This is a genomic window from Leucobacter sp. HNU, from assembly GCF_047946755.1.
GTDB lineage: Bacteria > Actinomycetota > Actinomycetes > Actinomycetales > Microbacteriaceae > Leucobacter.
Genome location: NZ_CP178837.1, coordinates 1,562,015 through 1,576,869 on the forward strand (window position 1 = coordinate 1,562,015; position 14,855 = coordinate 1,576,869).

At 72.5% G+C, this 14,855-nt stretch carries 12 protein-coding genes and 2 pseudogenes; 2 read left to right on the forward strand and 12 right to left on the reverse strand.

Features of this window, described 5'->3' with window-relative positions; all coding sequences use genetic code 11:
• Window positions 1-99 precede the first annotated feature (99 nt).
• The 12 genes and pseudogenes from AB3K78_RS07685 to pheS all read right to left on the reverse strand — a co-directional run bounded on the left by AB3K78_RS07685 (window position 100) and on the right by pheS (window position 13,327).
• Entirely contained in the window at window positions 100-2,667 is a 2,568-nt protein-coding gene (locus tag AB3K78_RS07685; protein WP_416447158.1) for a glycoside hydrolase family 65 protein, read from the reverse strand.
• Window positions 2,664-3,434: an HAD family hydrolase gene (locus AB3K78_RS07690; protein ID WP_416447159.1), complete on the reverse strand. Its 771-nt coding sequence runs from the start codon at window positions 3,432-3,434 to the stop codon at window positions 2,664-2,666. Before AB3K78_RS07690 ends, AB3K78_RS07685 begins: the two co-directional genes overlap by 4 nt.
• Before the next feature lie 74 nt (window positions 3,435-3,508).
• The gene (locus tag AB3K78_RS07695) at window positions 3,509-4,114 is read right to left on the reverse strand and encodes a prepilin peptidase (protein WP_416447160.1); all 606 of its coding nucleotides are present in this window, start codon (window positions 4,112-4,114) and stop codon (window positions 3,509-3,511) included.
• Window positions 4,092-5,008, reverse strand: a pseudogene (gene argB / locus AB3K78_RS07700) (acetylglutamate kinase). Before argB ends, AB3K78_RS07695 begins: the two are co-directional and overlap by 23 nt.
• A 7-nt stretch (window positions 5,009-5,015) precedes the next feature.
• Window positions 5,016-6,191: a bifunctional glutamate N-acetyltransferase/amino-acid acetyltransferase ArgJ gene (gene argJ / locus AB3K78_RS07705; RefSeq protein WP_416447161.1), complete on the reverse strand. Its 1,176-nt coding sequence runs from the start codon at window positions 6,189-6,191 to the stop codon at window positions 5,016-5,018.
• Window positions 6,188-7,267, reverse strand: coding sequence for an N-acetyl-gamma-glutamyl-phosphate reductase (gene argC, locus AB3K78_RS07710; protein WP_416447162.1), 1,080 nt, complete (start codon window positions 7,265-7,267; stop codon window positions 6,188-6,190). The genes argJ and argC overlap by 4 nt, the downstream gene beginning before the upstream one ends.
• Window positions 7,268-7,377: 110 nt before the next feature.
• Complete coding sequence (locus AB3K78_RS07715) at window positions 7,378-7,677, reverse strand: VOC family protein (protein ID WP_416447163.1); 300 nt, start codon at window positions 7,675-7,677, stop codon at window positions 7,378-7,380.
• Window positions 7,677-8,462 carry a VOC family protein gene (locus AB3K78_RS07720; RefSeq protein ID WP_416447164.1) on the reverse strand — a complete coding sequence of 262 codons (786 nt, stop codon included), beginning with the start codon at window positions 8,460-8,462 and terminating at the stop codon, window positions 7,677-7,679. Before AB3K78_RS07720 ends, AB3K78_RS07715 begins: the two co-directional genes overlap by 1 nt.
• 44 nt (window positions 8,463-8,506) lie before the next feature.
• Window positions 8,507-9,262, reverse strand: a complete 756-nt coding sequence (locus AB3K78_RS07725; protein WP_416447165.1) for an SDR family oxidoreductase — start codon at window positions 9,260-9,262, stop codon at window positions 8,507-8,509.
• 10 nt (window positions 9,263-9,272) lie between these two features.
• Window positions 9,273-9,686 carry a VOC family protein gene (locus AB3K78_RS07730; protein ID WP_416447166.1) on the reverse strand — a complete coding sequence of 138 codons (414 nt, stop codon included), beginning with the start codon at window positions 9,684-9,686 and terminating at the stop codon, window positions 9,273-9,275.
• Between the two features lie 47 nt (window positions 9,687-9,733).
• Window positions 9,734-12,287: pseudogene (gene pheT / locus AB3K78_RS07735) on the reverse strand (phenylalanine--tRNA ligase subunit beta).
• Window positions 12,287-13,327 (reverse strand): phenylalanine--tRNA ligase subunit alpha, encoded by a 1,041-nt coding sequence (gene pheS, locus AB3K78_RS07740; protein WP_416447167.1) that lies wholly within the window; start codon window positions 13,325-13,327, stop codon window positions 12,287-12,289. The pseudogene pheT and the gene pheS overlap by 1 nt, the downstream one beginning before the upstream one ends.
• An 81-nt stretch (window positions 13,328-13,408) precedes the next feature.
• Here pheS and AB3K78_RS07745 point away from each other — a divergent pair, with 81 nt between their 5' ends.
• Entirely contained in the window at window positions 13,409-14,068 is a 660-nt protein-coding gene (locus AB3K78_RS07745; protein WP_416447168.1) for a hypothetical protein, read from the forward strand.
• Window positions 14,069-14,155: 87 nt separating this feature from the next.
• Entirely contained in the window at window positions 14,156-14,779 is a 624-nt protein-coding gene (locus tag AB3K78_RS07750; protein ID WP_416447169.1) for a copper resistance CopC family protein, read from the forward strand.
• Window positions 14,780-14,855 lie beyond the last annotated feature (76 nt).

A 14,855-nucleotide genomic window follows, 5' to 3' on the forward strand; every position in this document is an offset into this window, starting at 1 on the left:
ATGCCCTCCATCCTATGCCCGCACGCCCCGCGGGATGCGCACGCCGGCCCGTGGGGCGCGCTCAGGCGTGGGGGTCCCTGGTCGGGATCTCGGTGCCGATCACCGGGATCTCGGCGGTGAGCGTCGGCAGCACCCCGGTCTCCCCTCCCGCGGCAGGATCCCGGCAGAGAGACCGCGGAACACCCCGAGGTCGGGGCCCTGCCCGTCGAGCGGGACGACGCGCTCCGGCGCGCCGGGCGCCACGAGGATCTCCTCTCCGCGCACGCGGACCGGCACCGCGCGTTCGCCCCGGAGGATCTCGAAGCGGATCGCGTCCGCGTCAAGCCTGACCGCGAGCGTGCTTCCGCGCCAGGCGAGCGTGAACTCCATGCCGCCCCAGTGCTCGGGCAGGCGCGGGTCGAAGGACAGCTCCCGGCCGGCGTCGCGCATGCCGGCGAAGCCCTGGACCAGTGCGAGCCAGACCCCGCCGGCGGAGGCTACGTGCACGCCGTCCTCGGCATTGCGGTGCAGGTCGTCGAGGTCGACGCGCAGCGCGTGGTCGAAGTAGCGGTAGGCGAGTTCGCGATACCCGACCTCGGCCGCGATGATCGACTGCACGACCGCGGAGAGGGTCGAGTCCCCCGTCGTCAGGGCGTCGTAGTACTCGAAGTTCGCCCGCTTCTCCTCCGCGGTGAACTCGTCGCTCGCGAGCAGCATCGCGAGCACGACGTCGGCCTGCTTGAGCACCTGGAAGCGGTAGATCACGAGCGGGTGGAAATGGAGCAGCAGCGGCTTCTGCTCCGGCGGGGTCGCCGCGAGGTCCCAGACCTCTCGCTCGAGGAAGTGCGCGTCCTGCGGGTGCACCCCGAACCGGTCGGAGAAGGGCACGGCCATGCCCGCCGCGGCGGCCTCCCAGGCCTCGACCTCCTCGGCCCGCAGCCCGAGCCGTTCGGCGAGCGCCCGGTACTCGGCCGGGGCCTCACCGGCGAGCCGCCTCGCGACTTCGGCTCCGTAGCGGAGGTTGAAGCGCGCCATGACGTTCGTGAAGAGGTTGTCGTTGACCACCGTCGTGTATTCGTCCGGGCCCGTCACCCCGTGGATGTGGAAGCGATGCGCTCCATCGGGGTCGTCGCGCCAGAAACCGAGGCTGCGCCACATGCGCGCCGTCTCGATCGGGATCTCGCTGGCCCCGGACACCATGAACTCGAGGTCGCCGCTCGCCGCCACGTAGCGCGCGAGTGCATAGGTGATGTCGGCGTCGATGTGGTACTGCGCGGTTCCTGCGGCGTAGTAGGCGCTGGCCTCCTCGCCGTTGATCGTGCGCCACGGGAACAGGGCGCCGTCCTCGTTCAGCATCGCGGCCCGCGACCGCGCCTGCGGGAGCATGCGCAGGCGGAAGCGCAGGGCGTTGCGTGCCCAGAGCGGCGACGTGTAGGTGAGGAACGGGAGCGCGTAGATCTCGCTGTCCCAGAACGAGTGCCCGCTGTAGCCGGAGCCGGTCAGGCCCTTGGCCGCGATCCCCCGCCCGTCGGCTCGTGCCGATGCTTGCGCGAGCTGGAACAGGTTCCACCGGATCGCCTGCTGCACCCCGGGCTCCGCATCGACGCGCACGTCGCTGCGTGCCCAGAACTCGTCGAGGAACTCGCGCTGATCGCTCCAGCGCTGCTCGATCGGATCCACCGCGGCGCGGTGCAGGGACTGCACGCAGCGATCGATCAGCTCCTCGCAGGTGGCGGTGCGCGAGGAGTGGTAGGCGACGGTCTTGGTGAGGCGGGCGGGGTGTCCCTGCCTGGCGGTGCCCTGGAAGATATGCCGGACGCGGTCCGGCGCGGACTCCACGCGGCAGCTCCAGTCCCCAGCGCCTCCGTCGGAGGCCCCCGAATCGAAGTCGTGATCGACTCCGACCGCGACGGCGACCCCCGAATGGTGCACGCGGAAGCTCAGGACGCTGCGCTCCGGCCGATCCGCATCGGCGAGCACGGGACCGCGATCGAGCACGCGCCCTTCGAACACTTCGGACTGCCGAGGGTCCGCGGGCTCGTCGACGGCGCCGCCGATCCCCGGCGCGTTGCTGCCCGCCGGCGCACCGGGCTGCTCGCCCCGTACCCGCCCGAGATCCTGACGGTTGATCACGAGGCTCGAGATGGTCAGATCGGCATCGGCGTCGAGCACGGTCACCCGCATCTCGAGCGTCGCGAGGTGCCGCGAGGTGAACGACACCATGCGGCGGGTCTCGACCCGCACGCGCTTGCCCGTCGGCGTCAGCCAGAGCAGCGTGCGCGAGAGCGTCCCGGCACGCAGATCCAGTGTGCGGTGCACCTCGAGGATCTCCGAGGTCTCGAGGTTCAGGCGCTCGTCGTCGACGTAGATCCGGATCGTCTTCGCGTCGGGCACGTTGACGATGGTCTGCCCGTGCTCGGCGAAGCCGTAGGCGGCTTCGGCGTGCTGGATCTGCCAGGTCTCGTGCACGCCGTTCACGTAGGTGCCGTGGCTGCCGAGCGGGAGCCCCTCCTCGTGGTTCCCGCGCATGCCGAGGTAGCCGTTGCCGAGCGCCAGCAGGGTCTCGTCGACCGCGGCCGTTCCGGGATCGAGGCCCGGCACGGTGATCCTCCACGGATCGTCTCCGAAGTCGCGGCGAAGCCCCTCGACGGGGTTCTCGAACGGGGATCCGTGCGTTGACGCGGTCATGCGAGCATCTCCTCCAGATCGGCGATCACGGTGTGCGCACCCGAAGCACGCAGTGCATCCGCACCGGCCCCGCGGTCGACTCCGACGACGAGGCCGAAGCCGCCGGCCTCGGCCGCCGCAACCCCGGACTCCGCGTCCTCGAACACCGCGGCCTCCGCGGGTGCGATCCCGAGCGCACGGGCCGCGGCCAGGAACGTGGCCGGATCCGGCTTGCCGGGAAGTCCCTCCCGGGCGGCGACCGTCCCGTCGACCACCACGTCGAAACGATCGGCGATCCCCGCCGCACGCAGCACCTCCGCCGCGTTGCGGGAGCTCGAGACGACGCCCAGCGGAATCGGGCGGCCGTCCGGGCCGACGTTCGCGGCGAGCGCGTCCAGCAGCCGGAGCGAACCGGCGTACGACCGGATGCCGTCGCGCCGCAGGATCTCGGCGAACATCCGGTTCTTGCGGTTGCCGAGCTCGGTCACGCTGGACGCCGGTGTGGAATCGTCGGCATCGTCGAGAGCCGCGTCGGCGTCGCCCCAGGGCAGGTCGATCCCCCGCGCGGCCAGGAGCGTGGCGACGCCGTCGAACCGGGGACGTCCGTCGAGCGAGGCGAAGTACTCCGACTCGGCGTAGGGCGCCTCGCCGCGCAGCGCGAAGAACCGGTCGAACGTCTCGGCCCAGGCTCGACGGTGCAGTTCCACCGTCGGCGTGAGCACCCCGTCCAGATCGAAGAGGGCAGCCCTGCAGCGGGCGAGGTCTGAGCGGATCCGCGAGCCGTGCACGGCACGAGTGTATCGAGCGCACCCGAGCGCCGGGAGGGACCCCGCACCGATTCGGGAGATCCGGAGGCCGCTGTTCAGCCGAACGCCATCAGCGCGATGCCGGTCCACCCCGCCCCGAGCAGGACCGGGCCGAACGGCAGCTCCCTGCGCCGTCCACGCGAGAACAGCAGCAGGATCGCCGTCCCGGCGAGGAGCCCGAGCACGGCCGCCAGCGCCCCGTCGACCGCACGTTCGAGGCCGGAGGACCAGCCCAGCGCGAACAGCACGACGGGCGCGAGCTTGACGTCCCCGCCTCCGAGACCGGTGCCGAGACGCCAGGCGAGCCAGGACGCTGCGAAACCCGCCGCGGCCGCGAGCAGCCCGGCGACCGCGCGATCCCCCCGGCCGTCCAGCAGCGCCCCGCAGAGCGCGGGAATCGCGACCAGCGCGGCACTCAGGCCGATGAGGCGGTTCGGGAGCCTGCGTTCGCGGAGATCCGAGCGGACGAGCAGCGCCGTGGTCGCGCCGAAGCCGGCGAACGCCGCGGCCGTGAGCACCCCCGCCCCCGGTGCGAGACCGCTGCGCATCGCGATCGCCGCGCCGACGGCACCGCCGAGGATCGCGACCGCGATGGCGACCGCGACGGTTCCCGATGCACCGGCAGCGGCCGATGCGGACTCAGTTCTCGGGAGCTCCGGCAACGACTTCCGTTCCGATGCCCCGCGCGGTGAAGATCTCGAGCAGCACCGAGTGCGGCTCGCGCCCGTCGATGATGGCGGCCTTCGGCACTCCGGCGCGCACCGCGTCGAGGCAGGCGCGCATCTTGGGGATCATGCCCGACTCGAGCGACGGCAGCAGCTGCTCGAGCTCGCCCGTGGTGATGGTCGAGACCAGGGAGTCCCGGTCGGGCCAGTTCGCGTAGAGCCCCGCGACGTCGGTGAGGATCACGAGCTTCTCGGCGCCGAGCGCGGCGGCGAGCGCGGCGGCGGCAGCGTCGGCGTTCACGTTGAGCGACTCCCCGGACGCTCCTCGTCGGGCGCGATCGAGGAGACGACGGGGATCATGCCCGCCTCGAGGACGGCGAGCACGGACGCGGGGCGCACGCCGACGACGTCGCCGACGTGACCGAGGTCGACGAGCCGCCCGTCAACCTCCACCGGCGGGCGGCGGCGGCCGATGAAGAGCCCGGCGTCCTCGCCCGTGGTGCCCGCGGCGAGCGGGCCGTGCGTGTTGATGCGGTCGACCAGCTCCGGGTTCACCTTCCCGGTGAGCACCATGCGCACGACCTCCATGGCCTCCGGCGTGGTGACCCGGTAGCCGCCCTGGAACTCGCTCTCGATGCCGAGCCGGCCCAGCATGGCGTTGATCTGCGGACCGCCGCCGTGCACGACGACCGGCCGGATTCCGGTGTGCCGCAGATAGACGACGTCCTCGGCGAAGGCTTCCAGGAGCGCGTCGTCGACCATGGCGTTCCCGCCGAACTTGATGACGACGATCGCGTCGCGGAACTTCTTGAGCCAGGGCAGCGACTCGATGAGCACCTGGGCCTTCGCGGCCGCCTCGCCGTGCTCGAGCGTGGTCGTGGTGTGCGTCATGGCGTCCTCAGCTCGAGTAGGCGCTGTTCTCGTGCACGTAGTCGTGCGTGAGGTCGTTGGTGCGGATGGTCGCGGACGCGGATCCCGCGAACAGCTCGATGCGCACGTGCGTGCGGCGCGGGGTCAGGTCGCACTCCTCGACGGGACGGTCGGGGCCGCCCGCGTGGCAGAGGCGCACGCCGTTGAAGCTCACGTCGACCGCGTACGGGTCGAAAGTCGCGTCGGTGGTCCCGATCGCGGCGAGCACGCGACCCCAGTTGGGGTCGTTGCCGAAGATCGCGGCCTTGAAGAGGTTGTTCCGCGCCACGGAGCGGCCGACCTCGACCGCTTCCGCCTCGCTCACGGCACCGAGCACCTCGATGTCGATGTCGTGGCTCGCGCCCTCGGCGTCGGCCTGCAGCTGGGCGGCGAGGTCGTCGCAGACCTCGGCCAGCACGGCCGCGAACGCGTCCTCGTCGGCGGCGACGCCGGAGGCGCCGCTCGCGAGCAGCGTCACCTGGTCGTTGGTCGACATGCAGCCGTCGGAATCGAGGCGGTCGAAGCTGCGGCCGGTCGCAGCCCGGAGGGCCCGGTCGAGCTGCGCGTCGTCGAGGATCGCGTCGGTCGTGATCACGACGAGCATCGTCGCGAGGCCGGGGGCCAGCATGCCCGCGCCCTTGGCCATCGCGCCGATGGTCCAGCCGTCGCGCTCGCGCACGGCGGTCTTCTCGACCGAGTCGGTCGTGAGGATCGCGGCAGGTGCCGTCGCGTCGTCGGCGGCGAGCGCGGCGGCGAGCGCCGGCACGTTGTCCACGATCCGGTCGCGGAAGGTCTGGTCGCCCGAGCCGATGAGGCCGGTGGAGCAGACGAGGATCCGCTCGGCGTCGACGGGGTCGCCCGCGCTCTCGGCGGTCAGGGCGGCGGCGACGGCCTCGGCGGTGAGGCGCGTGGTCTCGTAGCCGAATTCGCCGGTAAAGCAGTTGGCACCGCCGGAGTTCAGCACGACGGCCCGGGCGGTGCCGCCCGCGACGACCTTGCGGCTCCAGATGATGGGGTTCGCCTGGGCGCGGTTGCTGGTGAAAACTGCCGCGCTGGCGCGCCGCGGGCCGTCGTTGACCACGAGCGCGAGGTCGGGCTTGCCGGTGCTCTTGAGCCCGACGGCGATGCCGGCGGAGCGGAAGCCTGCGGGGGCGGTGACGGTCACGGTGCGACTCCATTCGTCGAGAGGCCGAGGGTCTCGGGCAGGCCGAGGGCGATGTTGGCGGACTGGATCGCCGCGCCGGCGGTGCCCTTGGCGAGGTTGTCGAGGGCGCCGATCACGACGACACGGCCCGCGGCCTCGTCGACGGCGAGCCCGATGAGGCAGGTGTTGGCGCCCAGCGTGTCGGCGGTGCGCGGCACCTGGCCCTCGGGCAGCAGGTGGACGAAGGGCTCGTCGGCGTAGGCGCGTTCCCAGGCGGCGCGGATCTCGGCGGCGTCGGGACGGCTGCCGTCTGCACGGGTCGCGATGCGCGCGGTCGAGGTCGCGAGGATGCCCCGGCTCATGGGGACGAGCACGGGCGTGAAGCTGATGCTCGGCTCGGTCGAGGCGCCCGCACCGCGCAGCGCCTGGCGGATCTCGGGGATGTGCCGGTGGCTGCCGCCGACCGCGTACGGGTTCGCCGAGCCCATGAGCTCGGCGCCGAGCAGGTGCGTCTTGGCAGCCTTGCCGGCCCCGCTGGGCCCGACCGCGAGCACGCTGACGAGGTCTTCGGGCTCGATGACGCCCGCTGCGATGCCGGGCGCGAGCGAGAGCGCCACGGTGCTGGCGTTGCAGCCGGGAGCCGCGATCCGGGTGGCGCCGACGAGCGCGTCGCGCTGCTTGCGCGGGGCGCCCGCCCCGCCGCCGGCGACGAGCAGCTCGGGCACGCCGTAGCTCCAGGCTTCGTGGTGCTCGCCGCCGTAGAACGCGGCCCAGTCTGCGGGATCGGTGAGCCGGTGGTCGGCGCCGCAGTCGATCGCGAGGCGCACGTCGCGCAGCTGCGCCGTCAGCTCGCCCGAGGCTCCGTGCGGGAGCGCGAAGAAGACGATGTCGTGGCCGTCGAGCACGTCGGGCTCGGTGGGCTGCAGCGTGAGATGCGCGAGCGAGCGCAGGTGCGGTTGGCTCGCGATGAGCGGCTGCCCTGCGGTGGAGTGGCCGGTGACGGTTCGGATCTCGAACTCGGGGTGCGCGGCGAGCAGGCGCAGCAGCTCACCGCCCGCGTATCCGCTCGCTCCGGCGACCGCGACGGTGAATGCCATAGTGCTCGTGCCTCTCTCGCTCGGCACCATACTGAGCCGATGCCGTTCCAGACTCTCTATTCTGGCACTGCTTCGGGCTCCGTCGCGCACGCGGCGTCTCCGGACCGCCGTCAGAGATCGGCGATCACGATCTTCTTCATCTGCAGCATGCGCGGGAACGCATCGGGATGCCGCATCAGTTCGTCCATGTTATCCGGCACGATCTGCCAGCTGACGCCGAAGGCGTCGACGAGCCATCCGCACTGCTCGGCCTCGGGCACCGCCGAGAGCGCGTCCCACAGCAGATCGATCTCGTCCTGCCCGTGCGCGTTGACGATGAGCGAGAGCCCGTTCGTGAACGATTCCGGCTGATCCACTCCCGAGTCCATCGCCGAGAACTGCTGCTCGCCGACCCGGAAGGACCCGAACATCACGGCTCCGGCCGGCGCCGGGCCCGTCTGCTCCGCGTACGGGGCCGTGAAACCGCGCTCCGCTCCCCGAGGCTCGGCGCCGAGCCGAGCACGGTGACGTAGCGATCGATCGCCTCGCCGGCGCGATTCTGCGCCGCCGCACCGAACATCAGGCAGGGCGTCACGAACGGCGCGATCGCGCCCGACGGATCGCCGCCCGGCGCCTCGGGATCCACCAGCATGAGCTGCCAGCTCACCCCGTAGCGGTCCTCGACCCATCCGTACCGGCTGTTGAACGGGTACTCGCCGAGCTCCATCAGCACCCGTCCTCCGAAGCCGAGCGCACCCCAGGTCGCATCGAGCTGCGCACGCGCCCGCAGCATCGATCCGCCGAACCGCCGCGGGTCGAACTGCAGGGTGAGCGAGATCGACGGGTTCGGCCGGAATTCGGGCCCGGCGTTCACCAGGGTGACCCGGTAGCCGTCGATGAGCACGTCGACGGTGAGCGGCTGGCCCGCGAGCGGCTGCTGGAAGTCGAGCAGTCCCGTCTCGGGGTAGCGGCTCATGACCTCGAAGGAGGTATCGGGCAGCGCCGCAGCATAGAAGGCGGCGGTCTCCTCCGCCGCTCCGTTCGACCAGATGCAGGGAACGATGCGCTGGATCGGCGGCTGCGCCGGCTTCCGCGTGCGTGCCTTCGCGGCCGCTCCGGGCTTGGCCGCGGTTCGCGGCTTCGCGCCCGCGGTTCGCGGCTTCGCCGCGGCCGAGGCGGACTTCGAGGTGGGACTGGGCTTCGCTGCCGTGGCCATGGGGTTCCTCTCGCCGTGGCCGGTCCGTTCCGGCCGATCGTGCGCTATGCCTCCGAGTGTGCCCCCGAGGCCAGCCATTCGTCAAAGGTGATCGCGTCGAGCTGCGCGTCCGGCCCGGGCAGGATCGAGCCGTCGCGGATGGCGCGCCCGAAGCCACCGGGCATCGGGAACTCGATCACCCGGCTCGCTCCTCCGCGCACGGCACCGAGACGACGCACCAGGTCGGCCATGCGCTCCTCGCGGGGGCCGGCGAAGTCCGGCGCGTCCCCGGCAGGGCCGCGCTCGGCGATCTCGACCAGCCGGGCCGCGACCGACGCCGCCGCGACGGGCTGCGAGCGCATCGCCGGCATGAGGGTCAGCGGGCCGAGCCGAAGCGCATTGGCGCTCGCGAACTCGAAGAACTGCGCCGCGCGCAGTACGGTCCACGGCACCGGCCCTCCGGCGACCGCTCGCTCCTGCGCCGCCTTGCCCGCGTAGTATCCGTGCGGGGCCCGTGCCGCGCCCACGATGGAGAGGGCGACGTGATGCCGCACGCCCGCGACCCGCTCCGCGGCCAGCAGGTTCCGGCTCACCGTCTCGAACCACTCGATCGAGCGCCCGGCGGACACGGCGAAGGCCCCGGACACATCGATCACGGTGTCGATGCCCGCCAGATCGATCCCCGAGCCCGCGTGCAGATCGGCACCGGTCGAGCGGGCGAGGATCCGGACCTCGTGCCCGCGCTCGTGCGCGATGCGGGCGACGTGCGTCCCGACGGTTCCGGTGCCGCCCGCGACCGCGATGGAGTGGTGCTCGCTCATGGGGCCAACGCTACTCGGTCCCCGTCCCCTCCGGCTCGTATCCGATGAGCCAGCGCGCGCCGAAGCGGTCGGCCACCCGTCCGTCGTGCGCGCCCCACGGCCGCTCGACCAGCGGATCGAGCACCCGCCCGCCCGCGGCGAGGGCCTCGAACCACTCGTGCAGCGTGTCGGGATCGGCGCGACCGAGCAGCGAGAGGAGCACGCCCGTCATCGCCATGGCGTCCTCGTCGGGCCCGGCGTCGGCGGCGAACAGCGAGACCGGTCCGGTGAGGATCCCGTGTGCGATCGAATCACCCGGTCCGTCGAAACGGCCGAACTCGGCGAAGGAGTACGCGGTGACGACCCCGCCGAAGGTCTCTCGATAGAACTCGAGGGCCTCTGCGGCGGTTCCCGGTAGCAGCAGATACGGGACGGGCGCGGTCATACCGTCATGGTACGCCGCGCCCGTCGTCGCTACCGACACGATCGCGCTCAGTCGCGCAGCTTCGCCCCGAAGCGCTCGTTCGCGGCGGCGACGCCCGCGAGCTTCGCCTCGCTCGCCTCCTCGGCCGTGAGCGTGCGGTCATCGGCGCGGAAGCGCAGCGCGAAGGTGAGCGCCTTCTCCTCCTCGCCGATCCCCGCTCCGCGATAGTCGTCGACGATGGTCGCGCCCTCGAGCAGACCGCTGCCGGTCGCGCCGGCGACGACGGCGTCGAGCACCTCGGCCGCCGGAATCGCGCGGTCCACCACGAGGGTGAGGTCCTGCGTCGCCGCGGGGTAGGTCGACAGCTGAGCGACCTCGGGCTCGCGCACGGCGACCTCGATCAGCCGCTCGAGATCGAGCTCGAAGGCGGCAACGCGACCCGGCAGGTGCACCGCCTCGGACGTCTCGGGCGCGAGCTCGCCGGCCACACCGACCGTCTCGAGTGCTCCGTCGACGCGGACGAGCAGTTCGGCCGTGCGCCCCGGGTGGAACGCGCGGTGCGCCCCTGGCGGACCACGAGCTCCGCCGACACGGCACCGGCCACGACGCGCGCGGCGTCGAGGGCGTCGGCCCAGTCCCAAGCACGAGCGGGCTCGCCCGCCTGCTTCGCGACCGCCTCACCGACGAACAGCCCCGCAGCACGACCGGGCTGCTTCGGGATCGAGCCGTCGAGCTCTGCCAGCACCGCATCGGAGGGACGTTCGCCGAGCGGCGGCACCGCGTCGGTGCCGAGGTGCACGTGCTCGGGATCGAACACCGCTCCGAACTCGACGAGCGCGAGGTCCGTGAGGCCGCGCGACGCGTTGCGCTGCGCAGCGGTCACGAGACCGGCGAGCAGCGAACGGCGGAGGAACGGAGCCTCCCCGTCCAGCGGGTTCGCCAGGCGGATCGCGTGGACCGGGGCATCAGCCCCGTCGGCGGTCTCCGCACCGGCGCCGAAGCGATCGAGCTGGGTGCGCGACACGAACGGGTAGCTCTGCACCTCGGTGAGGCCCCAGGCGGTCGACACGTTCGCCGCGCGGCGGCGCAGCCGCTGCTCGCGGGTGAGCCCGCGGCCGGCGGGGCCGTCGGCAGCACCGAGGGGATGCGGTCGTAGCCGATGATGCGCGCGGCCTCCTCGACCAGGTCGGCGGAGCGCGAGAGGTCCGCGCGCCAGCTGGGCGCCGTCGCCTCGAGCACGCCGTCGCCGACCTCGACCAGCTCGCAGCCGATCATCTCGAGCGCCCCGCGGATCTCGGCGTCGCTGTAGTCGGTGCCGAGCAGGCCGTTGACCCGCGACAGTTCGAAGCGGACCGCCTCGGGCGCCCACGGCGCGATGAGCTCGCTGCCCAGTTCGTCGACGGTGCCGCCGCCCAGCTCGACGAGCAGTTCGACCGCGCGCTGCGCGGCGGCGCGGGCCACGAGCGGGTCGACGCCGCGCTCGAAGCGCTTGGACGCCTCGCTCGGGAGCTTGTGCCGGCGCGCGGAGCGGGCGATCGAGACCGCGTCGAAGGTCGCCGCCTCGATGAGCACGTCGGTCGTCGCGTCGTCGGTCTTGGTCGACTCGCCGCCCATCACGCCGGCCAGGCCGATCGCGCCCGAATCGTCGGCGATCACGAGATCCTCGACGTGCAGCGTGCGCTCGACGCCGTCGAGGGTGACCAGGGTCTCGCCCGCCGCGGCGCGGCGCACCCGCAGGCCGCCCGAGACCTTGCCCAGGTCGTAGGCGTGCAGCGGCTGACCGAGCTCGAGCATGACGTAGTTGCCGATGTCGACGGGCAGCGACAGCGCGCGGACGCCCGCGAGCTGAAGGCGCGAGACCATCCAGGCGGGAGTCGGACGCGTCGCATCGATTCCGCGCACCACGCGCGTGACGAATCCGGCCGCGCCGACGCGACCGCGGATCGGGGCCGCGTCGTCGATCGTCACGTCGAAGCCGGACGCCGCGACCGGGGCGACCGCCTCGGCGGGATCCCGGAACGCGGCACCGGTCGAGTGCGCGTACTCGCGGGCGACGCCGCGCACGGAGAACGCGTAGCCGCGATCCGGCGTCACGTTGATCTCGACCGCGGTGTCGGCCATGCCGAGCAGTTCGAGCGCGTCCGCGCCCGGCTCCGCGTCGATGCCCCAACGGCTGAGCACGATGATGCCGTCGTGGTCCTCGCCGAGCGAGAGCTCGCGCGCCGAGGCGATCATGCCGTCGGAGACATGGCCGTAGGTCTTGCGCGCGGCGATGCGGAAGTCGCCGGGCAGCACCGCGCCGGGCAGGGTCACGACGACGCGGTCGCCGACGTCGAAGTTGTGCGCGCCGCAGACGACGCCGCGCACGTCCTCGCCGCCGTCGGCGGCTCGCTGGCCCTCGGGCGCGACACGCACCTGGCACCAGTTGACGGTCTTGCCGTTCGAGTGCTCCTCGGGCTCGCGACTCAGCACCTCGCCGACCACGATGGGCCCCGAGGCCTCGAAGCGGCGGATCGATTCCTCTTCGAAGCCCACGCGCACGAGGTCGGCGTGCACCTGCTCGGGCGTGGTGTCCGCGGGCAGCTCGACGGATTCCGCGAGCCAGGAAAGCGGGATACGCATCAGACGAGTCCTCCGAACTGCTGGTTGAAACGGGTGTCGCCCTCGACCATGTCGCGCATGTCGTTGATGTCGTGGCGGAACTGCAGGGTGCGCTCGATGCCCATGCCGAAGGCGAAGCCCTGGTACTCCTCGGGATCGATGCCGGCCGCTGCCAGGACCCGGGGATCGACCATGCCACAGCCACCCCACTCGACCCAGCGCGCTCCGCCCTTGGCGTTCGGCTGCCAGACGTCCATCTCGGCCGACGGCTCGGTGAACGGGAAGAAGTTCGGGCGCAGGCGGATCTTCGCCTCATCGCCGAACATCTGCCGGGCGAAGTGCTCGAGCGTGCCGCGCAGGTGCGCCATCGTCAGCCCCTTGTCGATGGCGATGCCCTCGATCTGGTGGAACACGGGGGTGTGCGTCGCGTCGAGCTCGTCGGTGCGGTAGACGCGGCCCGGGGCCACCACGTAGACGGGCAGCTCTCGCCCCAGCAGGGAGCGGATCTGCACCGGCGAGGTGTGGGTGCGGAGCAGCAGGTGCCGATCGGCCGGCTCCACGAAGAACGTGTCCTGCATGGCGCGCGCGGGGTGGTCGGGGTCGAAGCCGAGGGCATCGAAGTTGAACCACTCGTGCTCGACCTCGGGGCCCTCCGCGATCTCCCAGCCCATGCCGATGAAGATGTCGGCCGCTTCCTCCTGGAGCTGCGCCAGGGGATGACGGCTGCCGGCGGCGCGGCGCACGGGAGCCTCGGTGACGTCGACGGTCTCGGCGGCGAGGCGGGCCTGCGCCTCGGCCGCGGCGAGCTCGGCCTCGCGCGCCTTGTAGGCGCCCTCGAGGCGGCCGCGCGCCTGCCCCATGAGCTTGCCGGTCGCGGCCTTCTCGTCCTTCGGCACCTCGCGCATGCGCGCGTTCAGCTGCGCGATGGCCGAGGCCTCTCCGACGTGGGCGTTGCGAGCGGTCTTCAGCTCGGCGACGGTCGTCGCAGCGGCGAATGCGGTGAGCGCAGCATCGACCGCCGAATCGACCGCGTCCTGGGTAATGGGATTGGTGTCTGACACGGGAACCGATTCTATCGGGAAGCGCGCAGCGCGCGGGTCGGACGGCCGGGGTCGCGGCCCCGCTCGCGTAGACTGGGCGGCATGTCCGCCCGGCCCGACGCACGAGCTCCCATGAGCCGCGCTGCCCGCACCGCTCGCGGCGCCGCGGGGGCCGGACTCGCGACGCTCCTGGCGGCCGCGTCCCACGGCCTCGCCGGCGGCACGGTGACCGCGTTCTCGGTGGTCGCGACCGCGGTGCTCGCGCTTCCGCTGTGCGTGCTGCTCGGCGGGCGGATCGGCTCGCTCTGGCGGCTGGCCCTCGCGGTCGGCGCGAGCCAGTTCGTCTACCACTGGTCGTTCTCGGGGCTCGGCCTCGTCGGTTCCGGCTCGTCCGCGGGCTCGGCGCCCGCCCCGCTGCATGCCGGCCACCTGGCCGCGATCCAGTCGGTGGCTCCGAGCCTGCGCCTCGGCTCCGATCCAACGTCGGCGGATGCCGCCATGTGGGCCATGCACGCGGTGGCCGCGATCGCCACCATCGCACTGCTGCACCGCGGCGAGCGCGCCTTCCTCGGCCTGATCGCGCTCACCGATTCGCTGCTCGCCGCCCTGCGGAGCGTACTCGTCCCGCTGCTGCTGGGCGCCGGCGCGCATCGCGCTGCCGACCGACCCGTCTCGTCCTTCCTCGCACCCGCCGCCCTCCGCGAGCGGCTGCACTCGCTCTCTGCGATCACGCACCGGGGTCCCCCGGCGCTCGGCGCGTAGCTCCTGCCGCGCCGTCCGCCGACCTCAGACTCCGCCCGCGGTGCCGTTCCGCGCACCCGGCTCCAGCAGAAAGCGTTCAGCTCACCCATGTCCAGAACTGTCTCGCGGCTCCGCCGCTTCACCGCGGCGACCGCGCTCGCCGGCGCGCTCGCCATCGGCGGTACCGCCCTCGCGGCCTCGCCGGCCTTCGCGCACGACGAGCTGGTCGGCCAGGGCTTCACCCAGGATCAGCAGACCGGGGGCGTCTCCGGGATCACGCTGACGTTCAGCGACTCCGTGATCAAGGTGGGCACCGAGATCGCGATCACCGACCCGAAGGGCGCCGTCGTCAGCGACGGCGACGCGGTCGTGAACGCGCGCGACGTGAGCCAGGCCGTCAAGACCCCGCTCCCGGCGGGCGGCGCCTACCAGGTGGCGTGGCGCGTGGTCTCCTCCGACGGCCACCCGATCTCGGGTAGCTACGCCTTCGAGGTGGCCGAGGACGGGTCTGCGAAGGTCACCGCCGTCGGTGAGAAGGATCCCCGCTTCCCCGAGCTCGAGGGCAGTGCGGAGTCGGATCCGTCCACCGGGTCGAAGACGTCCTCCGAGTCCGGGGGCGTGCCGATCGGCGCGGTCGCGGGCATCGGCGGCGGCCTGGTGGTCGTGATCGCCGCGACCGTGGTGCTGACGCGCAGGAAGAAGCCGAGGGACACCGCGGAGTCCGCGGAGTAGTCCTCATCCGGCGCGCGCCTCGACGGCGCGCGCTCCCCGCTGCGCGCCGAACGCACGCGCAGCGTCCCCTGTTTCG

Bases quoted from the DNA above. Each gene is read 5' to 3' on its own strand.
- argC (WP_416447162.1), bottom strand. From the start codon at position 7,267: ATGGCATTCACCGTCGCGGTCGCCGGAGCGAGCGGATACGCGGGCGGT.
- AB3K78_RS07730 (WP_416447166.1), bottom strand. From the start codon at position 9,686: ATGACCGCGCCCGTCCCGTATCTGCTGCTACCGGGAACCGCCGCAGAG.
- AB3K78_RS07685 (WP_416447158.1), bottom strand. From the start codon at position 2,667: ATGACCGCGTCAACGCACGGATCCCCGTTCGAGAACCCCGTCGAGGGG.
- AB3K78_RS07745 (WP_416447168.1), top strand. From the start codon at position 13,409: ATGTCCGCCCGGCCCGACGCACGAGCTCCCATGAGCCGCGCTGCCCGC.
- AB3K78_RS07725 (WP_416447165.1), bottom strand. From the start codon at position 9,262: ATGAGCGAGCACCACTCCATCGCGGTCGCGGGCGGCACCGGAACCGTC.
- AB3K78_RS07720 (WP_416447164.1), bottom strand. From the start codon at position 8,462: ATGGCCACGGCAGCGAAGCCCAGTCCCACCTCGAAGTCCGCCTCGGCC.
- AB3K78_RS07715 (WP_416447163.1), bottom strand. From the start codon at position 7,677: ATGTTCGGGTCCTTCCGGGTCGGCGAGCAGCAGTTCTCGGCGATGGAC.
- AB3K78_RS07750 (WP_416447169.1), top strand. From the start codon at position 14,156: ATGTCCAGAACTGTCTCGCGGCTCCGCCGCTTCACCGCGGCGACCGCG.